Annotated in this window: 18 protein-coding genes; 8 read left to right on the top strand and 10 right to left on the bottom strand. The window is 72.6% G+C overall.

Translation table 11 applies throughout. The annotated features are described in order from the left end of the window. Positions 1-337 precede the first annotated feature (337 nt). Positions 338-844 (top strand): hypothetical protein, encoded by a 507-nt coding sequence (locus ACZ43N_RS29910; protein ID WP_468101956.1) that lies wholly within the window; start codon positions 338-340, stop codon positions 842-844. A gap of 85 nt (positions 845-929) precedes the next feature. On the opposite strand, the gene ACZ43N_RS29905 is transcribed toward ACZ43N_RS29910, so the two are convergent. Beyond that, positions 930-1,715, bottom strand: coding sequence for an NPP1 family protein (locus ACZ43N_RS29905; RefSeq protein WP_468101954.1), 786 nt, complete (start codon positions 1,713-1,715; stop codon positions 930-932). A gap of 382 nt (positions 1,716-2,097) precedes the next feature. Between ACZ43N_RS29905 and ACZ43N_RS29900 the strand changes: the two genes are divergently transcribed. Then, entirely contained in the window at positions 2,098-3,354 is a 1,257-nt protein-coding gene (locus ACZ43N_RS29900) for a trypsin-like serine peptidase (RefSeq protein ID WP_468101951.1), read from the top strand. Between the two features lie 106 nt (positions 3,355-3,460). Here ACZ43N_RS29900 and ACZ43N_RS29895 read toward each other — a convergent pair whose 3' ends face one another. Then, entirely contained in the window at positions 3,461-5,425 is a 1,965-nt protein-coding gene (locus tag ACZ43N_RS29895; RefSeq protein WP_468102074.1) for a HelD family protein, read from the bottom strand. Positions 5,426-5,830: 405 nt separating this feature from the next. Here ACZ43N_RS29895 and ACZ43N_RS29890 point away from each other — a divergent pair, with 405 nt between their 5' ends. After that, positions 5,831-6,031: a hypothetical protein gene (locus tag ACZ43N_RS29890; RefSeq protein WP_468101949.1), complete on the top strand. Its 201-nt coding sequence runs from the start codon at positions 5,831-5,833 to the stop codon at positions 6,029-6,031. Positions 6,032-6,347: 316 nt separating this feature from the next. Here ACZ43N_RS29890 and ACZ43N_RS29885 read toward each other — a convergent pair whose 3' ends face one another. After that, positions 6,348-7,994, bottom strand: coding sequence for a DNA repair helicase XPB (locus tag ACZ43N_RS29885; RefSeq protein WP_468101946.1), 1,647 nt, complete (start codon positions 7,992-7,994; stop codon positions 6,348-6,350). Positions 7,995-8,169: 175 nt separating this feature from the next. On the opposite strand from ACZ43N_RS29885, the gene istB reads away from it, so the two are divergent. Continuing rightward, positions 8,170-9,576, top strand: a complete 1,407-nt coding sequence (istB, locus tag ACZ43N_RS29880) for an IS21-like element helper ATPase IstB (protein WP_468101944.1) — start codon at positions 8,170-8,172, stop codon at positions 9,574-9,576. 1 nt (position 9,577) lies between these two features. Here the strand turns inward: istB and ACZ43N_RS29875 are convergent, their stop codons facing one another. Then, entirely contained in the window at positions 9,578-9,751 is a 174-nt protein-coding gene (locus ACZ43N_RS29875; RefSeq protein WP_468101942.1) for a hypothetical protein, read from the bottom strand. A 211-nt stretch (positions 9,752-9,962) separates the two neighbouring features. Next, a complete protein-coding gene (locus ACZ43N_RS29870) occupies positions 9,963-12,662 on the bottom strand; it encodes a helicase-associated domain-containing protein (RefSeq protein WP_468101940.1) in 2,700 nt (899 codons plus the stop codon). Between the two features lie 267 nt (positions 12,663-12,929). On the opposite strand from ACZ43N_RS29870, the gene ACZ43N_RS29865 reads away from it, so the two are divergent. Together ACZ43N_RS29865 and ACZ43N_RS29860 are read left to right on the top strand one after the other, a co-directional pair. Next, positions 12,930-13,994 carry a hypothetical protein gene (locus tag ACZ43N_RS29865; RefSeq protein WP_468101938.1) on the top strand — a complete coding sequence of 355 codons (1,065 nt, stop codon included), beginning with the start codon at positions 12,930-12,932 and terminating at the stop codon, positions 13,992-13,994. A gap of 191 nt (positions 13,995-14,185) precedes the next feature. Continuing rightward, positions 14,186-14,821, top strand: coding sequence for an HAD family hydrolase (locus tag ACZ43N_RS29860; protein WP_468101936.1), 636 nt, complete (start codon positions 14,186-14,188; stop codon positions 14,819-14,821). Here the strand turns inward: ACZ43N_RS29860 and ACZ43N_RS29855 are convergent. Further along, on the bottom strand, positions 14,818-15,069 hold the full coding sequence (locus ACZ43N_RS29855) for a hypothetical protein (protein WP_468101934.1): 252 nt from the start codon (positions 15,067-15,069) through the stop codon (positions 14,818-14,820). The genes ACZ43N_RS29860 and ACZ43N_RS29855 overlap by 4 nt on opposite strands. A gap of 182 nt (positions 15,070-15,251) precedes the next feature. Here ACZ43N_RS29855 and ACZ43N_RS29850 point away from each other — a divergent pair, with 182 nt between their 5' ends. Then, complete coding sequence (locus ACZ43N_RS29850; RefSeq protein WP_468101932.1) at positions 15,252-15,635, top strand: cold-shock protein; 384 nt, start codon at positions 15,252-15,254, stop codon at positions 15,633-15,635. A gap of 20 nt (positions 15,636-15,655) precedes the next feature. On the opposite strand, the gene ACZ43N_RS29845 is transcribed toward ACZ43N_RS29850, so the two are convergent. The 4 genes from ACZ43N_RS29845 to ACZ43N_RS29830 all read right to left on the bottom strand — a co-directional run bounded on the left by ACZ43N_RS29845 (position 15,656) and on the right by ACZ43N_RS29830 (position 19,261). Next, the gene (locus tag ACZ43N_RS29845; protein ID WP_468101930.1) at positions 15,656-16,549 is read right to left on the bottom strand and encodes a 1,4-dihydroxy-6-naphthoate synthase; all 894 of its coding nucleotides are present in this window, start codon (positions 16,547-16,549) and stop codon (positions 15,656-15,658) included. Further along, the gene (locus ACZ43N_RS29840; RefSeq protein ID WP_468101928.1) at positions 16,539-17,291 is read right to left on the bottom strand and encodes a futalosine hydrolase; all 753 of its coding nucleotides are present in this window, start codon (positions 17,289-17,291) and stop codon (positions 16,539-16,541) included. The genes ACZ43N_RS29845 and ACZ43N_RS29840 overlap by 11 nt, the downstream gene beginning before the upstream one ends. A 16-nt stretch (positions 17,292-17,307) precedes the next feature. Further along, positions 17,308-17,775 (bottom strand): hypothetical protein, encoded by a 468-nt coding sequence (locus ACZ43N_RS29835; protein ID WP_468101926.1) that lies wholly within the window; start codon positions 17,773-17,775, stop codon positions 17,308-17,310. A gap of 94 nt (positions 17,776-17,869) precedes the next feature. Continuing rightward, entirely contained in the window at positions 17,870-19,261 is a 1,392-nt protein-coding gene (locus ACZ43N_RS29830) for an MFS transporter (protein WP_468101924.1), read from the bottom strand. 667 nt (positions 19,262-19,928) lie between these two features. On the opposite strand from ACZ43N_RS29830, the gene ACZ43N_RS29825 reads away from it, so the two are divergent. Continuing rightward, complete coding sequence (locus ACZ43N_RS29825) at positions 19,929-20,861, top strand: DUF3027 domain-containing protein (protein WP_468101922.1); 933 nt, start codon at positions 19,929-19,931, stop codon at positions 20,859-20,861. Positions 20,862-20,979 lie beyond the last annotated feature (118 nt).

Below are 20,979 nucleotides of genomic sequence, written 5' to 3'. Positions count from 1 at the left end.
CGTCCACTTCAGACGGTCCGGGTCCTCGAAGTCGGGCAGCGGCGGGAAGCGCGGCGGCTGCGCGCCGGGGCCGTGCACCTCGCGCAGCTCGTCGGCCCGCGCGGTCAGCACCTCCTCCGCCGCGGCCCGGAAGTCCTCGTACGCCTCCCACACGTCGTACAGGTCCGGGCCCCGTTCGGCGTACAGCATGACCGGCACGGACTCCGGGCGGCGCAGACGCATCACCTCGGTCGGGCCAGCCACCCCCGGGCGGGCCCTGGGCACTTCCCGTCGGCGGGGCCGCGGCATACGATCCGCGGATTCCTTCTGGCCGAGCTAGCCGAGTGGGTGGGGGCTCTTGATCGCCATCGCGGTGACCGGGCACATGGACCTGACCGAGGCGAGCGTTCCCCTCGTACGGCGGGCCCTGCGGGAGTTCCTCGGGCCGTACGCGCAGGAGGGGATCACCGGGCTCTCCTGTCTCGCCGACGGTGCCGACTCGCTCTTCGCCGAGGCGGTCCTCGCGCTCGGCGGCCGACTGGTCGCGGTGATCCCGGCGCGGGACTACCGGGAGCGCCAGGTGGGCGCCGAGCAGGCCGCGACGTTCGACCGGCTGGTCGGGGCCGCGGCCGAGGTGCTCGTCCTCGGCCACGACAGCGCGGGCGGACAGGCGTACGAGGACGCCAACCGTGAACTGGTACGGCGCGCCCACCGGTTGGTCGCCGTCTGGGACGGCGAGACGTCCACCGCCCAGGGGGGCACCGCCACGGCCGTGGCCGACGCCCGCCGTGCCGGCCTCCCCGTGGACATCGTCTGGCCACCGGGCGCGAGCCGAGAGACCAAGGGATGCGCCTCGGAGGCGTGAGCCGGGCGCGCGCCCCCGACGGGCAGCGTCCGCCGCATGTGCGGCGGGTTCGTGACGGGGGCGCGCGCCCCCGGCGGCGGTCTCGTTACGCGTACGGGTCGAACGCGATCCCCGACGGCTTCGCCTTCGCCAGGTTCGACTCGAAGCTGCCGTCCTTCAGGCCGAAGTTGGCGCTGCCGAAGTCGTAGGCGACCAGCTTCTCGCGAATGCCGGAGGGGTAGCCGTTCCAGCCGACGAGCGGCGGGTACTGCCATGTGCCCTTGTGGTTCTCCGGGGGTTCGTCGCCCGAGCCCGCCAGGCGGAAGCAGTGCGTGCGGATGCCGTCCTTGTGGTAGACGATCTTGGCGTGGGTGCCGTCCCAGCGGACCGCCGACGCCGGGTGGACACTGAAACCGCCGTGCGCGGACGTCGACACGTACTGGGCAGTGCCGTTCTGCACCCAGACCGCCACGTGCTCCCAGTCGTGGCGGTGGCCGCCGATGCTGGAGCCGGCAACCGCCTGGTCCTTCTCGAAGTAGAGGTCGTACAGGATCGCGCACCAGCCGTTGTTGCACTTGGAGCGCGCGTAGCCGTTGGTGTTGTCCAGGTCCGACGCGTCCCGGCAGCCGCCGTTGAGCGCGCCGGTGGGCTTCAGGCCGCCGTTGACCGTGCCGTCCGGGCCGATCGCCGGGGTCGAGTAGCAGCCGTCGGTGTCGTAGTCGTAGGCCGGCTGCCAAGTCGACTCCAGGGCCTCCGCGTTGGCGGGCAGCGCTCTGGGCGGGGCCGCGTACGCGCTGCCCGCCACACCGATGACCAGGGCGAAGGCACCGCCCACGGTGAGCACGGATCTGCGGAGCCGACGGGACCTGCCTGAGCGCGGACTTGTCTTCACTGCGACCTCCTGATGGACCGCGGCGCGGGGAACGCCCGGGGGGCCGGGGTGGGGCACGCCGAGCGGCGTATGGCATGCGTATGGCATGCGCAGGTCAGACTCGCCCTACTGGTGGGTAGTGCGCAAGAGCCGGGAGGTGTCCAAGTGATGACGAATCAAACGTTGTGAAGGGCCTGTGAGATGTTCCGCCCGGCGCCCGCGGAGTGCCGCGGGACGGGTCGTGACGCCACATCACGGATCGATATCCGCCGCGTAGTTGTTGTGTGCGAAGTCGTCACGGGAGCCGCCTCGACGATCATTCGGCCCCGTTCCCCGTGCATAGTGGTGTCCGCCCCAGCCAAGCCGGGGCATGACAAGTTTCAGTCACAGGGGGAACGGCTCCATGCCATTCATACGTCGCCGGGGTCTCACGGCCGCGGCCGCCGTGATCGCCGCGGTCATGGTCACCACCACCGCATGCAGCAAGTCCGACGAGGGCGGCGCGAAGGCCTCGGGCGAGACGACCGCCCAGGCGGGCGCCGGTTCGGACGTCGACACCGGAGAGAACGAGGGCGGCGGCGACACCACCATCGGCGGCTTCAAGCTGCCCGAGGGCGTGCCCACCGAGCTGTCCGGTGACGCGCTGCAGAAGTGGAAGAACGGCGGCTGGCAGGACTTCGACAACTGGGCCTCCAAGGCGGAGGACTTCGCCAACCCCTACATCGCGGACTTCTGGACCCCCGAGCGCATCGCCGAGGCCAAGGCGCAGATGCCCACGCAGCTGCCGGAGATCGCCGACGCGGGCAATGTCTCGAAGGGGTCGAACAAGACCACCAGGGTCTGGCTGCCCGACGGCTCGGTGAAGCGGCAGAACGCCTCCAAGGTCAAGGCGACCTACCACAGGAACGCCGCCCCGGTCGGCAAGCTCTTCTTCACCACCCCCCAGGGGTCCAGCGTCTGCTCGGCGGCCGTGGTCAAGGACCCGGCCCACCCCGGCAAGTCCAACCTCGTGTGGACCGCGGGCCACTGCGTGCACGCGGGCAAGGGCGGCGGCTGGTACCGCAACATCGCCTTCGTGCCGTCCTTCAACAACACCGCCAGGCTGAACATGAGCCAGGCGTCCGGCAACTACCGCGCGAGCAACGTCTCCCCGTACGGCCTCTTCTGGGCCGACTGGGCCACCACCTCGGGCACCTGGATCAAGGGCGGCAACGCCAGCCAGGGCACCGTGGCCGCCGCGTACGACTACGCCGTCCTCCACGTGAAGCCGGAGAAGGGCGCCAAGTCGCTGGAGGAGCGAGTCGGTTCGGCGCTCCCGGTGTGGTTCAACGCCCCGGCCGCCAACAAGGTCAAGAACATGAAGGTGCGCGGCTACCCGGCCGAGGCGCCGTACGACGGCTCGAAGATGTACCACTGCCAGGGCGCCACCAAGCGCTTCGTCCTCGGCTACAGCTACCCGAGCGACTACCCGGCCCAGTACATGGTCGGCTGCACGATGAACGGCGGTGCCTCCGGCGGCCCCTGGTTCATGAGCCACAAGGGCCGTACCTACCTGGTCTCCAACAACTCGCTCAGCGACCGCTCCTCGTTCATCACCGGCCCGCGGCTCGGGAAGAACGCCAAGCAGGTCTACCTGGTCACGAGCAACAAGTTCAAGTAAGCCGCCCCGCGCGTGAAGCGGCCTCCGGTGACCTCGGTCGCCGGGGGCCGTTCCGCGTCTCAGGGGCTCTGCGTCTCAGGGTTCGGGGGCTCAGGGGCTCGGGGGTTCAGGCCAGCTGCGGCGGCAGCGGGGCCGCGTGCGTCACGACCAGACCGGACACCGCACGGGTGAGCGCCACGTACAGGCGGCGCAGACCCGTCCGCTCGTCCGGCTCCCCGTCGACGACCGCCCGCGGCTCGTCCAGCACCACGTAGTCGTACTCCAGACCCTTCGCGAGCGACGCCGGCACGAGGGTGAGGCGGGTCTCGTACGTCGTCTCCTCGCCCGGTGCGAGGCAGCCGATGCCGGCCGCCGTGAGGGCCTCGGCCAGCGCCGGGACGCGGGCGTCGGCGGCGATCAGCCCGATCGACCCCTCGTTGCGCAGCAGTTCCTCGCAGGCGGCGACCACCTGGGAGTCGTCCTCGATGGCCCGCACGTCGAAGAACCCCGGGTTCTCACGGACGGAGGCCACCGGGGTCAGGCCGGGCGCGATGTGGGGGAGCAGGCGGGAGGCGTAGGTGATGACGTCGGTCGGCACACGGAAACCGGCGGTCAGCTCCTCGATGTGCGCCTCGCCCTTGCCCAGGTGGCCGAGGGCCTCCTGCCAGCTCCGGGTCGCCCAGGGGGTGGTGCCCTGCGCGAGGTCGCCGAGGACGGTCGCCGAGCCGGTGGTGCAGCGGCGGCCGACCGCCCGGTACTGCATGGGGGAGAGGTCCTGCGCCTCGTCGAGGACGACATGGCCGAGGGAGTGCGTGCGCTGCACGAGGTCGGTCGCCTCGTCGATCAGCACGGCGTCGGCGGCGGACCACTTGGCGGTCTTCACGCTCCGCGCGGGCTTCGCCCAGAGGATCGTCTTCTGCTCGTCGTCGGTCAGGAGGCCCTGCGCGTGCTCGGCGAGGAAGTCCGCGTCGGTGAGCAGCCGCAGCACCAGCTTGGCGGGGTCCACGGGCGGCCAGATCGCCTTGACGGCCGCTTTCACGGCGGTGTTGCGGGCCACGGCGTCCTGCACCCGGTCGTCGGGCGCCTCCCCGGATCGCTCCATCTGCACCAGCACGGCGTGCGCGATCCGCTGCGGCAGGGCGTCGCGGGCGGCGCCGTAGCGGATGTCCCGGTCGAGCAACTCCTTGACGATGTCCTCCAGTTCGTACGCCGGGACGCGCCAGCGACGCGACCCCCGTACGACCACGACGGGCTCGGTGGGCAGGGTGACATGCGAGCGGACGGCGCGGCGGAGCACCTCGGCCATGCGGGCGTCGCCCTTGACGACGGCGGCGGCAGCCTCGTCCGTCCCCTTCACCTCCACATGGGCCACCAGGTCGTCGACGGTGGCCTGCTTCACCTCCAGCTCGCCCAGCGCCGGGAGCACCTGCTCGATGTAGTGCAGGAAGGAGCGGTTCGGGCCGATGACGAGGGTGCCGGTGCGGGACAGGCGCTCGCGGTGGGCGTAGAGGAGGTAGGCGACACGGTGGAGGCCGACGGCGGTCTTTCCGGTGCCGGGGCCGCCCTGGACGCAGAGGCTGCCGGACAGGTCCGAGCGGACGATCTCGTCCTGTTCGGGCTGGATCGTGGCGACGATGTCCCGCATGGGGCCGACGCGGGGGCGCTCGATCTCCTGCTGGAGCAGCTTGCTGGTGGCCGCCGCCTCGGCCGGGTCGGAGAGGTGCTCGTCCTCGTACGCGGTGAGGTCGCCGCCGGTGTAGCCGAAGCGGCGGCGCAGCCCGACGTCCATCGGGTCCTTCTTGGACGCCCGGTAGAAGGGCTGCGAGACGGGGGCGCGCCAGTCGATCACCATCGGGTCGCCGTCCGCGTCGTGCACATGCCGGCGCCCGATGTAGAACCTCTCCCCCTCGGCGCCCTCCGCCCGGTCGGCGCCGGGGGCGTGCAGATAGTCGAGGCGGCCGAAGAACAGCGGGGTGTCGCTCAGGTCGGCGAGCGCCTTGATCCGCTCGTCGATCTGCCGGGCGAGCACCTCCGCGTTCACCCAGTTCGCGGTCACGTCCCGGATGTCCAGCGCCTCCACGTCCTCACGCATGGCCCGCAGCGCGGAACGGGAGGCGGCGAGATGGTCACGTTCGCGGGTGAGGGGGTTGAGCTCTTCGTCGGCGGGCGCGGACAAGGGAGTGCCTCCGAGGGCCTACGGGATCCACGGGATCCGGTGGGTGGGGGTGGGGTGAGCCGACCGGTTTCCGTCCGGGCGGCGGCGCTCCACGTGCGGGAGGCGGGCAAGGGCGGAGAGTTTAGGGGAGACGAGGGGGCGAGGGCCAATGGGTTTTCCGCGGCGGGCGGCGGCCCCGCGCGGTCCGTGTTCACCGGTCCCCTAGGGGGTGGGTAGGTCGGGGGTACTAGGGGGTGGCACGACCTGAGGGTGAGCGGAGGGCTCAGCCAGTTCACTCCGCGGACTGACGTGAAACACAGGCGCACGTTCCACCATGGATACATGAGTGCAGCGACCTTCATCCCAGCCTCGGCCGCCGGCCGACCCGGTCCGCCGTCCGGTGCGACCGGGCTCGACGACCGCCACCACCGACACCGCCTCGCCGACGCCCTCCGGGCCGTCAAGGTCTTCGCGGGAGCAGCCTTCGGCGTGATCGTGCTCGGGGAGTACGCGGAGGAAGCGGGCGTACGCCGCCCCTCCTGACGGACCCCCGCCCACGGGAACAGGCCCCGACGTCCGCGTCGGAGCAGGAGCCGTCCCGCGCCTCCTCAGGGCTCCGCACCAGCACCGCGCCCGGCACCCCGTCCGCACATCACGTCATCGCCCGGCCCGACGACCCGGCACCCGCTGTCCGCACTCAAGGTGGCGGCCTCCGTCGTCGGCCACGGCGCTCCGCGCGCCTTCGAAACCATCCCTCCCACCCCCCCCCGCGTGGCCGGGGCCGGTCCCCCCTCGGCTCCGGCCACGCACCCCCCTCGTCCACCGGGCGTCGGGGCGTGGGGGCGTCGGGTGCTTCCGCTCAGGCGCCGTCCGCCAGGAGTTCGTCCGCGTCCATGATCCGGTAGGCGTACCCCTGTTCGGCGAGGAAGCGCTGGCGGTGGGCGGCGAAGTCCTGGTCGATGGTGTCGCGGGCGACCACGGAGTAGAAGTGCGCCTGGTGGCCGTCGGCCTTGGGGCGCAGGACCCGGCCCAGCCGCTGGGCCTCCTCCTGGCGGGAGCCGAAGGTACCGGAGACCTGGATGGCGACGGTCGCCTCCGGCAGGTCGATGGAGAAGTTGGCGACCTTCGAGACGACCAGGACGTTGATCTCGCCCTCGCGGAAGGCGTCGAAGAGCTTCTCGCGCTGCGCGTTCGACGTCTCGCCCTTGATCACCGGCGCGTCCAGGTGGGCGCCCAGCTCGTCGAGCTGGTCGATGTACTGGCCGATGACGAGGATCTGCTGCCCCGCGAAGCGGCGGACGATCGCCTCGGCCACCCGGCGCTTCGTCGCCGTCGTCGAACAGAAGCGGTACTTCTCCTCCTGCTCGGCGGTGGCATAGGCGAGCCGCTCGGAGTCCGTGAGATTCACCCGGACCTCGACACAGTCGGCGGGCGCGATGTAGCCCTGCGCCTCGATCTCCTTCCAGGGCGCGTCGAACCGCTTGGGCCCGATCAGGGAGAACACGTCCGACTCCCGGCCGTCCTCGCGGACCAGCGTCGCCGTCAGGCCGAGCCGCCGCCGCGCCTGGAGGTCCGCGGTGAACTTGAAGACCGGCGCGGGCAGCAGATGCACCTCGTCGTAGACGATGAGACCCCAGTCACGGGAGTCGAACAGCTCCAGGTGCGGGTAGACGCCCTTCCGCTTCGTCGTCAGCACCTGGTACGTGGCGATGGTGACCGGCCGGATCTCCTTGCGCGTACCGCTGTACTCGCCGATCTCGTCCTCGGTCAGCGAGGTCCGCTTCACCAGCTCGTGCTTCCACTGCCGCGCGGAGACGGTGTTGGTGACGAGGATCAGGGTGGTCGACTTCGCCTGGGCCATGGAGCCGGCCCCGACCAGCGTCTTCCCGGCGCCGCAGGGGAGGACGACGACACCGCTGCCGCCGTGCCAGAAGTTCTCCACCGCCTGCTTCTGGTAGGGCCGCAGCGCCCAGCCGTCCTCGTGCAGTTCGATCGGGTGCGCCTCACCGTCGACGTACCCGGCGAGGTCCTCGGCCGGCCAGCCCAGCTTCAGCAGCGTCTGCTTGATCTGCCCCCGCTCCGAGGGGTGCACGACCACGGTGTCCGGGTCGATCCGGGCACCGACCAGCGGGGTGATCCGCTTCGACCGAAGGATCTCCTCCAGGACCGGGCGGTCGGTGGTGGTGAGGACGAGGCCGTGCGCCGGGTGCTTGCTCAGGGTGAGACGGCCGTAGCGGTCCATGGTCTCGGCGACGTCGACGAGCAGCGCGTGCGGAACCGGGTATCTGCTGAACTCGACCAGCGCGTCCACGACCTGCTCCGCGTCGTGCCCGGCGGCCCGCGCGTTCCACAGCCCGAGCGGCGTCACCCGGTAGGTGTGGATGTGCTCCGGCGCCCGCTCCAGCTCCGCGAACGGCGCGATGGCCCGACGACAGTCGTCCGCCCGCTCGTGGTCGACCTCCAGGAGCAGGGTCTTGTCGGACTGGACGATGAGTGGACCATTCACGCGCGACACCCTTTCGTTTCGGTCAAACGTCCAGTGTGCCTGATCGTTCTGCCTTTTCGCCGGGCCTGTTCTCCCCGGCCCGCCCCCCCCGTATCAGTCTTATTGGATGTCTTTTCATTCCGATGAGTGGAGGGAATTCAGATATGGGGCAATGGCTCCCCAAGAATGTCGAACCGTGCAGCCATCCTCCCCGGCCGACCCGGTCACCCCGTCCGCCTCCCCGCAGGGCACCACGCTCGGCTACGCCCTGTTCGCCACCCGCTGGCTCCAGGCGCCGCTGTACTTCGGTCTGGTCGCCGCCCAAGGGGTGTACGTCTACAAGTTCTTCAACGAGCTGTGGACATTGATCGTCAGCTGCGTCAGCGGAAGCGCCACCGAGACCTACGTCATGCTCGCGGTGCTGAAACTGGTCGATGTCGTCATGATCGCCAACCTGCTGATCATGACCATCGTGGGCGGCTACGAGACCTTCGTCTCGCGCATCGGCCTCCAGGGCCACCGCGACCAGCCCGAATGGCTCTCCCACGTCAACTCCAACGTCCTGAAGGTCAAGCTCGCCACCGCCATCGTGGGCATCTCCTCCGTCCATCTGCTCCAGATGTTCGTGGACGTCCACCACACCTCGCGCCACGCGCTGCTGTGGGGCACCGTGATCCACATGGCGTTCATCGCCTCGGCGGTGCTCCTGGCCTACATGTCGGGACCCATGCTGCGGGAGGCGAAGGGCCACGGCCCGCACCACGCCCCTCACGGCGACCCGGGCGGCCCCGTCGACCCGGCCCCGCCCGCGCACAGGGCACCGACGGAGCCGACGGTCACCGGCGAACCGGCCGACCCGCCGGAGGAGCAGGAACACCGGACCGCCGGGCCGCCCCTCCCCCCGGCACCGGTCCTGCGCCCCGACCCCCTGCCGATCCCGGCGCAGGCCACGCCGTACGCGAAGCACGGGGCCGGCGAGCACGGGACGGGCTTCGCACAGGGCGGGGCGCACGTCGTGCCGTACGAGACGGGAAGCGAGAGCCGGGTGCGGGCCGCCGGGTTCCCCGCCCGCAAGCTGCTGGAGGAGTTCGACCCGGACCATCCCCGCACCTTCGACCGGCACCTCCTGGCCCGCCTCGGAACGCTGGACTTCATGGCCGACCGGCGCAATGTGGTCTTCGTCGGTGCCCCCGGCACCGGCAAGACCCACCTCGCGATCGGCCTCGGCGTACGGGCCTGCCAGGCGGGGCACCGGGTGCTGTTCGCCACCGCCGAGGAGTGGGCCGCGCGGCTCGCCGGGGCACGGGCCGAGGGCAGGCTCATCGAAGAACTGTCCGCGCTCGACGCCTGCCCCCTGCTGATCGTCGACGAGGCCGGCTATCTGCCCTTCGACCCCGACAGCGCCCGGCTCCTCTTCCACCTGGTCGCCCACCGCTACGAGCGGGCCTCGGTGATCGTCACCAGCGACCGCCCCCTCGGCCGCTGGGACGAGATCTTCGGCGGGGCAGCCCCGGCCATGGTGGACCGGCTCGCGCACCACGCCGACGTCGTCCGCCTCGAAGGGAACAGCTACCGGCTGCGCCGGGTCCCTTCGGCGAGCTGACTCACTTCAACAGGCCGACGTTCTGGATGAGCGGCCCTTCCAGGGTGAGGCCCTCGCCGACGACGGTGCCGAGTTCGGGGACGGGCAGGGGATTGGCCGCCGCGGCGGGAGAGGCGAGCACACCGACCAGGGCGACGGCGGCGAGGGCGCGGAGCAGTGTGGTGATGGGGCGCATGCGGACCTGTGAACCCTTCGAGCGTGGGAGTCGATCTCGATCGGACCCAGGGTGGCTGCCCGCCGGCCCCCACCCCGATGCGCGCGCCCCCTCACGGCCCCTCATCGGAGGGAAAAACGGGGATGGCCTGCATGAACGGCCGCGTACGCCTGAATGAGTGATGCCCGAGAGGCGGTTTGATCACCGCGCCGGAGGGTGGCAGCCCCGGGGGTCAGATCGAGTCGTCCTCCAGTTCCGCGACACCGGTGATGCGGTGCAGCGGGAACGTCCGGACCTCGTCCGCCGTGTGGTCGTACGCCGTCACGAAGCCGCCCTCGACACGCACCGGCGCGATGACGCGCTGGCTCGCGGAGCCCTCGGCGTTGACGTAGCCGATCCACAGGGCCTCACCGGTCAGGACGGCGGCCTGCATGGTGGCGAGGGTCTCGGCGGAACCGGTGCGCGGCAGCGCGCCGGACGGGACCGGGGCGCCGCTCGTCCTCCGGGGCGCCGTCGAGGCCAGATCACCGGCGCGGATGGCACGGATCGCGGCGGCCAGCAGCGTGTCGTCGGGCGGCGGCGGACCGTCCGGGACGGGCTCCGGAGCCGTACGGGGCGGAGTGCGGCGGGCGAGAGCCCGGGTGATCAGGACATCACCCTCCGCGGACTCGGCGGCCGGCGCGTAGCCCATCGCGCGCAGCCCCTCCAGCAACGCCGCCGGATCGGCCTGGGCGGCGAGCACCGTCGGCGCGAGACGGCGCAGCCCGAGCCCCTGCGACCGCTTGTCGGCGAGGATCTCGCTGAGCATCGCGTCGTCGTCGCACCGCACATACGCCGATGCCGAGCCGATCCGCAGATGCCCGTGGCGCCGGGCCACGTCGTCGATCAGATACGCCAACGGCTGCGGGACCGGCGTACGGGAATGGGCCGTCAGGAAGTCATGCAGGTCGGATGCGGTCTGACCGGCGTCCAGGGCCCGCCGCACGGAACCCGGCGTGAACCTGTAGACCGTCGCGCCACCCTTCGACTCCACGTCCGCCGCCACGCCCAGCATGTCGGCGAGCGGACGCCGCAACGGACCCGGCGCGACCGCCGTCAGGTCCGCCTGCAGCAGCACATGGTCGAGCGGCTCCGGCAGCAGCGGCGCGAGAAGCGCGGCGGCACGGGCCGCCACCGCGCTCTGCTCCGGCACCGGATCGGGGGAGGGGAAGGGGGCCGCCGGGACGGGGACGTGATGGGCGGGGAGCTTGTCGCCAGGCGTCTCCGGCAGATCGGCGGCGGCATGGGTCTCCGGCGACAGACCGAGGAGGGCCCGCCCATGGGAGGACAGCGCCCCACGCCCGGTCACACCGAGCGACTCGGCCTCGGAAAGAGTCCAACGCGCCAGCCGGGCCCGCAGATCGTCCGGCTGCCCGGCCTGCCGGGCCGGGGCCTGCGACCTCTGCGCCGACGAGTCCTGATCACCCCTGCCCTGCGGCGGCTGCCCGGTCTGCTGGGGCCGCGCGGCTCTGGTGGGCCGCTCCCAGCGCAGGCGCGCCAGAACGGACTCCACCGTGGGCGAGGTGCCCTCGGGGAGCCCCGCGAGCAGGGTGAGCACCCGGTGCCGGACCTCCGGCGCGGACGAGCGGTCCAGGCCGGGCCCCAGCGCCGACAACGTCCGCTCCTTGGCGTCCCGTTCACCGACCACACCCGGCGTGCGGGTCGCCGTCAGCCAGGCCGACGCGAGCCGCGCCCAGCGCTCCGCCGGGGGCAGTTCCAGCCACTCGTCGTACGCGGGCGTCGCCGCGTACCGTTCGTCGGCCTCACCGTCCGAGGCCAGCAGACCGGCGGCATAGGCGAGTTCCACCCAGAAGGCGGCGACCGGCTCGGGGACGTCCAGGGCGACGGCCGTCCGCTTCAGATCGCGGACGCTGAGGCCACCGGCCCGCAGTACCGCCGGGCCGCCCTCGTCCCAGTCCTTCAGCAACTCCTCCACGGTCGCGAGGGCGGTGTACGCCTGCCCGGCCGCGGTCGCGTCCACCACCTGGGGGCGGTGCGCGCCCGCCGCCTCGACGGCCGGCGGAACCGGCTCGACCCGCCGGTGCGCCCGACCCGCCCGCAGATGCAGGGCGACCTCACGGGGAATGACGACCGTGCCCGGGGCGGTGGGCAGCAGCAGACCCCGGTCGAGCAGCCAGCGCAGGTGAGGCGCCGGGTCGGCGGTGACCTGGCCGTACGGCGGCCCCCACACCAGACGGGTGAGCACGTCGAGGGCCTCGGCGGGCGCGCTGCCGAGCAGGGCCGCCATACGGCGCCGGTCGGTGAACAGGCCGGTGAGGGAGGCGACGGCGGACACCGAGTCGTGGGTGCTGGGCAGCCCCGCCGCCGCGACGATCTCCTGCACCCGCCCCGGCGACATGCCTGCCGTCGCCTCGGCGACGGTCGGGCCGAGGCCGGTGGGGGACGGGTGCTGCGGCGACGGCGCGAGCAGCTCACGGGCCGTGCGGACGAGGCGCATCCGGCTGTCGGGGCCCCAGACGAGGGCCTGTTCGCGCAGCGTGCGGACGGCGCGGGGGAGGGCGGCGGTGACGGCCGGGTCGGGCTCGTCGCCCGCCATGAGGCCGAGCAGTTCGTCGTACCGGGCCGGGTCCGTGGCCACGGCCAGGGCCTGCGCGGTCTGGAGGGCGAACCGGTCCAGGCGTTCCAGGGCGCGGACCACCGAGGCGCGGGTGCCGGCGCGGGTCGCCAGCTGCGTCAGGTCCGTCGGCACCGGGGTGATCAGGTCCGGGCGGGCCCGGAGCAGCCCGGCGAGCGAACGGTCGTCCCGGCCGCGGAGCGCTTCCGCGAGAGAGCGGGGGGCTCCGCCGGGTTCGGCGGGTTCGGGTTGGCCGGGGGCCGTGTCAGCTCCGCCGGGGGGTGCCGGCTGCGTGGGGCTGTGCTCCTCGGTGCTCATCCGGTCAACGGTAGCGGAGGGGGGTGTCGGATCGGGGGGCCCGACGGCTCGGGGGCGCGCCTCGCCTCGTCGGGTGCGGGCGGGGTGTGGCTGGTCGCGCAGTTCCCCGTGCCCCTGGGGGCTGGGTGCGTCGGTCGGCGCGTCCTTGAACGGTCGGGGGTGTGGCCCTGCTTTCCGTGGGGTGGTGGTCGTGGGGTGGAGGTGCGGTCTTGGCTCGGTCGGAAGCGATACCGTCGGGGGAGCACGCGTCAACCCCGGAGGGGCTTCGTGGGGATTGAGAGCGACAAGGTCGTCTACGAGTACCTGAGCCGGGTCGGTGACCTGGCCCAGCAGCGACAGTTGCCGTCCGCGACCCGGATGCGCCTGGTGTCGGAGCTGCGGGACGAGATCGACCGGCGCCGGGCGAAGGCGCCGGTGGACAGTCCGGCCGCCGTCCGCCGCATCATCGCCCGCCTCGGCACCCCCGACGACGTCGTGACCGCTGCGGGCGGACCCGGCGACGCGCCCGATGAGCGGGCCGCCGTGCCCGTGCAGCGGGTCACCGGCGCCGACGCCGACGAGCGCGGCGAGCGGGCCAAGCGTCTGGCCGGCGGCCTCCGCAAGGTCGTGCCCCGGCCCCGTCCCGCCGAACCGGCGCCCCGGACGTCCCTGGACGGCGCCGCCCCACCGCACCTCGCCCCGCTGCACGAACTGGGCGACGGCGACGCACAGCCCGACTGGTGGCGGGTCGGCGGCGGTGGCCCCGGCGGCGTGGACACCGGGTTCGGGATCGGGGACGCGGTGCCCGGGTTCGTCGGCGGCGTGGAGATCCCCGAGCTGCTGAAACCGCCGCCCGCGAAGGAGGACGGGAAGACGCCGGGGGCGACCGCGCCGTCCGTGGAGAAGGCGGCGGGGGCGGGCGCCGCCGGCGCGGGCGCGGCGACGGCGGCCGAAGACGCCCCGGAGGGCCGCCGCCGGCCTCGGCTGCCGCGGCTGCGGCCGGCCGGGGGCGGGTGGAGCAACCCGCTGTTGCTGCTGGCCGCCGCGCTGTTGGTCGCGGGAGCGGTCATGGGGAGTCTCGTACCGCTGGGCCTCGGCTGGCTGATCGCCTATCTGTCGCGGAGGTTGACGCCCGCGGAGTCCAAGTGGGCGGTGCTGGGCGTGCCGGGAGTGGTGGCCGCCGGGGGCATCGTGTGGTTGTGGGGGCGCAGCGACGGGCGGTGGGGGGACCCCATCGCCCGCGGCGAGATGAACCTCGCCCTCGCGGACACGTGGCCGTGGGTACTGCGCATCGCGGCGGTCTCCTCCGCGCTGTACCTGCTCTGGCGCTCCCAACGGCCTCGGGGCACCTGATCGCTCGGGGGTGCGAGGTCCGCCCGCCGGGGCGGGTGGATGCATGAAGGGCGGGCCGCGGGCCCGTCCCTTCAGGGGCGCGGGGAACTGCGCGACCAGCCCCCACCGGCCCGCACCCGCCGACGCACCCCCGCACCCCCCTCCCGAGCCCCAAGGCGGCGTCCGGCCAGGCGGCGCAGCCACCCGCCACAATGGGGGACATGACTTCGCGCCCCCTCACCATCGGCTTCGACCTCGACATGACGTTGATCGACTCGCGGCCCGGCATCCACGCCTGCTACGAGGCCCTGGCGGCGCGTACCGGGACGTACATCGACGCGGATCTGGCGATCACCCGGCTGGGCCCGCCGCTGGTGGAGGAACTGGCGCACTGGTTCCCCGCGGAGGACGTCCCGGCGGTGGCGACGCTCTACCGGGAGATGTACCGGGCGACAGGCATCGCCGCGGTGTCCGCGATGCCGGGCGCGCGGGAGGCGATCGCGGCGGTCAGGGCGGCCGGCGGACGGGCGATCGTGGTCACCGCGAAGTACGAGCCGAACGCCAGACTGCACATCGAGCACCTCGGCATGGAACCGGACGCGGTCATCGGTGACCTGTGGGCGGAGGCCAAGGCGGGGGCGCTGCGCGAGCACGGCGCGAGCGTGTACGTCGGCGACCACGTCGGAGACATACGCGGCGCGCGCACCGCCGAGGCGTACTCCGTCGCCGTGGCCACCGGCCCGTGCGACGAGCGGGAGCTGCGCGAGGCGGGCGCGGACGTCGTCCTCACGGATCTGACGGCCTTCCCCGAGTGGCTGGCGAGCCACTTTGCGACCCGGCAACGCTAGTAACGCGCTTCCCTGGCCCTCCTGCGACCGGCCGCCACCGACTGGAGCACGCCCACACCGGCGATGAGAAAACCGACGCCCATGAGCATGCTCAAACCGAACATGTAGGTGGGAAATGGGGTCGTGCCGAGGAACAGCGGGGCGATGGTGACCAGTGTGGCCACGGCGCCGACGAAGAACACGATGACGCCGGCACGGATCATCCGGTCACCGGGCTCGGCGGAATTCGGTTGGGTTTTGTCACGCACCGGACCAGGGTAGTTCCCAGCGCGAGGGAACAGTCGGGTGACGTCTTGTCACCCGCTCCCAGACCATTAGCCTGGTACCGGCGGGTCCCGACGGCCCGCTGTAGTGCTATCCAGAGCAGTTTCCGCACACCGAGAACACATTTCAGACGCAGTTCCCGACGAGTACGAGGACGAGGACAGACGTGCCTACCGGCAAAGTCAAATGGTTCAACAGCGAGAAGGGCTTCGGCTTTCTCTCCCGTGATGACGGCGGTGACGTCTTCGTCCACTCCTCCGTACTGCCGACCGGTGTGGACAGCCTGAAGCCGGGCCAGCGTGTCGAGTTCGGAGTTGTCGCCGGTCAGCGCGGCGATCAGGCGCTCTCCGTGACGCTTCTGGAGCCGGCCCCCTCGGTCGCCGCCGCCCAGCGCAAGAAGCCGGACGAACTGGCCTCGATCGTGCAGGACCTGACGACCCTCCTGGAGAACATCACGCCGATGCTGGAGCGGGGCCGCTACCCCGACCGCGCGGCCGGCAAGAAGATCGCCGGCCTGCTGCGGGCGGTGGCCGACCAGCTGGACGTGTAGTCCCGTCGGCCGCGGGCCGGTTACGGGAAGTCGAGTGCGTGCGGGCCGAGGGGCGGTACCAGTCCCTCGGCCGCCGCGCGTGTGAGCAGGCCCCGGACCGCCGCGTAGCCTTCCTCGCCCAGTTCCGCCGTGAACTCGTTGACGTACAGGCCGATGTGCTGGTCGGCGACCGCGGGGTCCATCTCCTGGGCGTGTTCGAGGACATACGGGCGGGACGCCTCGGGGTCGTCCCAGGCGGCGCGGACGGACGCGCGGATCGTGTCCGCCAGCCCGCGCAGCGTCTCCTCGCCCAGCGAGCGCTTCGCGATGATCGCGCCGAGGGGGATGGGCAGGCCCGTCGTCGACTCCCAGTGCTCGCCCATGTCGGCGAGCTTGTGCAGACCGTAGTTCCGGTAGGTGAAACGGGCCTCGTGGATGACGAGTCCGGCGTCGACCTTCCCGTCCCGCACGGCCGGCATGATCTCGTGGAACGGCATGACGACGATCTCGCCGACCCCGCCGGGCAGCGTGTCCGCCGCCCAGAGGCGGAAGAGGAGATACGCCGTCGACCGCTCGCTCGGCACGGCCACCGTACGGCCGGTCAGTCCCCCACTGCCGAAAGCGTGGGAGGTGCCCCCAGTGCCCGGCTCCCGCGTCAGCACCAGCGGACCGCAGCCCCGGCCCAGCGCGCCGCCGCACGGCAGCAGGGCGTAGTCGTCGAGGACGTAGGGCAGGACCGCGTACGACACCTTCAGTACGTCCAGGCCGTCGCCGCGCTCGGCCATGCCGTTGGTGATGTCGATGTCCGCGAACGTCACGTCCGCCGCCGGGGCGCCCGGGATCCGGCCGTGGGCCCAGGCGTCGAAGACGAACGTGTCGTTGGGGCAGGGGGAGTAGGCGATCCGCACGGTGTCGGCCGCCCGCTCAGCGCTCATGCCGCTCGTGCTGTTCCTGTGGCTCATCCGGCTCATGTGGGTCCCAACTCTCCAGTACGGGCGTCAGCTTCCCGAAGGCCTCGGTGAGGGCGGTCAGCGCGTCGCCGATGCGCCAGGCCGCGCGGTCACGGGGGCCGACGGGGTTGGAGACGGCGCGCAGTTCCAGTACGGGGGTCGCGTGCGCGGCGGCCGCCTCGGCGACCCCGAAGCCCTCCATCGCCTCCGCCAGCGCGTCCGGGTGCCGCGTGCGCAGGTCCGCGGCGCGCTCGGCGCTGCCGGTGACCGTGGAGACGGTGAGCACGGTGCCGGTACGGGCCCCGGTCGCCTCGGCGGCCCGGAGCACCAGTGCCTTCGGGGGGTGATGGGTGACCGTGCCGAACCCGAGACCGGTGACCGGGACGAAGCCGGCGGGGGTCTCGGCGCCCAGGTCGGCCGCCGTGATCTGCGCGGCCAGCACCACGGAGCCGAGGGGGGCCTCCGGCTGGAAGCCGCCCGCGATCCCGGCCGACACCACCAGGTCGTACGGCGCCCCGCCGAGCACCCCGGCGGTCAGCGCGGCGGCGGTGCAGGCGGCGGCGAGCGCGGGTCCCACACCGGCGGCGAGGACGTCGAGGACGGCGTCGGCGGTGCGGTGGCGGTGGAGGGACGCCGCCGGCAGCGGGATCTCCGTGAACGGGCCCGGAAACGCGCGCGCCACCGCGTCCCGTTCTGCGGGGACCGCGGTGGCTACGAGGATGCGCATGGGCGGCGTACGCGGATCAGGCGTCCGGGTTCTCGAACTTGAAGTTCCAGACGCCCTTGTACTCCATGGAGCCCTTCTTCTGCTCGACGACGCTGATCGTCAGCGACTTCTGGGCGGTCTGACCGGGCTGCGTGGCGAAGAGGTCGGCGTTCTGGAAGGCCCAGTAGGTCTTCTTGAACGTGTCCGTGGCGGGCTCCCCGTTGATCCACAGGGCCCAGCCGGTCTCCGCGACCTCCGGGTCGACGCCGATGCGCAGGGTCTCGCCCTGGGGCACGTCGATCGACTTCGAGGGCTTCTCCTTGGCGCACTTCGTGGCCTGCTCGGCGCTGAGGGTCTCGTAGCACTCGGCCTCGGTGCTCACCGAGTCGGTGCCGAACGTGACGGTGGCCATCGGCGTCGGCTTGTCGCAGGCAGACAGCACGAGGAGTCCGGCGGAAACAGCGCCGAGAGTGGCTGCGGCGCGACGGGAACGCTGGGAGGTCATGGGCGAAGGCTATCTGGCATGTCCAGGGGTGCCCCTACGTGGGGTACGGCGTGCCGGGCCGGGCGGCGTCACCGGGCCTGCGTTCCGCCCCGGATCACACCACCTCGGCCCGGGGCGCGCCACCGCGCCGGGCCGAGGAGAGCAGGCCGCGGACCGTGGTGAGCCAGCCGAGCGCGACGATCCCGGCGGCCACGGCCATGCCGAGCGTGCCGAGGAGGGGCAGCGCGATACCGATCCCGCCGCCGACCACCCACGCCATCTGCAGCAGCGTCTCGGAGCGGGCGAAGGCGGAGGCCCGGACGGCCTCGGGGACGTCCCGCTGGATCAGTGCGTCCAGGGCCAGCTTCGACAGGGCCTGCGACAGGCCGGCGAACGCGGCGAGGCAGGCGATGAAGAACGCGCTGAAGAACACGACCGCCAGCACGGCGACGGCCAGCTCCACGGCCACGACGGTCACGATGATCAGCTCCGGCGCCCGCGACTTCAACCAGGCCCCCACCGCGGTACCGAGCGCGTTGCCCACGCCCGCCGCGACGGCCACCATGCCGAGGGAGACGGCCGCGCTCTGCCCGGGGAGCGGGTGCTCACGCAGCAGGAACGCCAGGAAGAAGATCAGGAAGCCGGAGAGACAGCGCAGCGACGCGTTGGCCGCGAGGGCGTGGGTGACGGCGGGGCCGACCGTCCGCAGGTTCGGCCGCTTCAGCGTCTTCGCGCGGTGCGGGCCGTGCAGATGCTCCGGGTCGGCGGCGAGCAGCGCGATGCCCTCGCCCTTCGCGGAGTCGACCTTGGGCGGCAGCGTGAAGGAGAGGAACGTCCCCGCGATGAAGATCGCGCAGGCGCCGTACAGCGGGAAGCGCGGGCCGAGGGCCTGGAGCCCGGCCCCGATCGGCGCGGCGACGCCGGTGGCGAGGAGACCGCTGAGGGTGACCCGCGAGTTCGCCTTGACCAGGGAGAACGCTGGTGGGAGGAGACGGGGGACGACCGCGCTTCTGACCACCCCGTACGCCTTCGACGCGACGAGGACGCCCAGTGCGGCGGGGTAGAGCTCGACGCCCCCGGTCTCCACGGCGCCGACCAGGACGAGCGCGAGGAACGCCCGCGCCAGCATCGCGCCGGCCATCGCGGCGCGGCGGCCGTGCGGGAGGCGGTCCAGGAGGGGGCCGACGACAGGGGCGAGGAGGGCGAAGGGGGCGAGGGTGATGGCGAGGTAGAGGGCCACCCGGCCGCGGGCCTCGTCGGTGGGGACGGAGAAGAAGACGGTGGAGGCGAGGGAGACGGTGATCATCACATCGCCCGCGCCGTTCACCCCGTGCAGCTCGATGAGTTTGCCGAGGCCGGACTCGCCGGCGCCGTGGGCGTGGGTGGCCTTGCGGATACCGCGGGCCGGGGCCGTCACCGGCCGGTGGAGGGCGCGGGTCAGCGAGCGGACGGCTCCGGTCAGTCGACCTGAACCGCCGCGGGTTCCGCTCCGCTCGGCGCCGGTCACCTCGTCATAGTGCCCCGAGATCGGGGGCGGTAGTGCGGTTACCGCTCGGATGGCGGTGAACGGGGTGGGGGTGGGGGTCGGGTGCGCCTGGTGGCTCGGGGGTTCGGGTGCGTCGGCGGGTGCGGGTGGGTCGTGGTTGCTCGCGCAGTTCCCCGCGCCCCTGAAGAGCGACCGGGGCTGCGCCCGTGCTTTTCAGGCTGAAGGCAGGGCCGCGGGCCCATGCCCTCTGGGGGCCGCGGGCCCATGCCTTCAGGGGGCGCAGGCCCATGCCTTCAGGGGGCGTAGGCCCATGCCTTCAGGGGGCGCGGGCCCATGCCTTCAGGGGCGCGGGGAACTGCGCGACCAGCCCCCACGCACCGCACGTACTCGGTTCACGCCAACCCCGAGCCCTCTGATCCAACCCCCGAAACCCACCCCGGCCCGAGCCGAGCGCAGCGGAACCGTAACGTCGGTGTGGGCGCCGGGCGCTGGAGAAGGTAGCGTGCATAGCGCGCCCGCGGCGGTTGTTCTCGGCCGCGCGCCTGAAGTTCATCCCGCAGAATGGATGACATAGGTGCGCCCGAGTGCGATCGGGCGCGGACGTCGACGCGGCCCTCTGGTCCGCTCCGTCCGCACCCCCGCCGAGGGAGGCGCACTCGTGAGACGGCGTAGGAGAGAAGCGATACCTGTGAGCGCAGCGACAACGCGAAGCCGCACCCCCGACCGCTTGTGCGCCGAGGCCGTCGACCTCGCCCGCGCCGCCGCCGAGGAGGCGGCCGCGCCCGGAGTGGTGGGGGAACACGCGGGGCTCGTTTCCGAGGGCGACCGTGTTGTCACGCACTTCTTCGAGTGCAAGGAGATGGGCTACCGAGGCTGGCGCTGGGCCGTCACGGTCGCCCGGGCCTCCCGCGCGAAGACCGTCACGCTGGACGAGGTCGTCCTGCTGCCCGGCCCCGACGCACTGCTCGCGCCGGAGTGGGTGCCGTGGAGCGAGCGGCTCCGGCCCGGCGACATGGGTCCCGGCGATCTGCTGCCCACCGACGCGGAGGACCTGCGGCTGGAGCCCGGGTTTTCCGGTGAGGACGAGCCGCCGCCGAACTCCCCGGTCTCCGAGGACATGGCGGAGCTGGTGGAGGCGGAGGACGCGGAGGTAGCGGGCGGTGTCCCGGCGAACCTGCCGATCGCGCCGAGCCGGGGGTCCATCGCGGCCGTCGCCGAGGAGCTGGGTCTGCGGCGGGCCCGGGTGCTGTCCCGGTACGGGCTGCACACCGCCGCGGACCGCTGGGAGGAAGGGTTCGGGGCGAAGACCGCGATGGCCCAGGCCGCGCCCGCGTCCTGTGTCAGCTGCGGGTTCCTCGTGCCGATCGGGGGGTCGCTCGGGCAGGCCTTCGGGGTGTGCGCGAACGAGTTCGCCCCGGCGGACGGGCGGGTCGTGTCGCTGACGTACGGATGCGGGGGGCACTCCGAGGCGGCGGTCATGCCGAAGCCGCCGCAGCCGGCTCCGCCGCGGCTCGACGAGACGAGGGTCGATCCCTTCCCGCTGCGGCCGTCGCCCGACTCCGGGTCGGTGCCTTTGGGTCCGGAGGACGCCGAGGCCGAGGCGGACCTGGGTCACTCCTGACCAGAGCTGTGGTGTGAGGGACCTACCCAGCTCGGGGGTGCGGGTTCGTTGGCGGGTACGGATGCCTCGTGGTTTCTCGCGCAGTTCCCCGTGCCCCTGAAGCTCTGGCCTGCGGCCT

This window comes from Streptomyces sp. NPDC030814, from assembly GCF_055572155.1.
The sequence above is the reverse complement of the archived record's forward strand: the minus strand, read 5'-3'. Positions and strand labels throughout refer to the sequence as shown.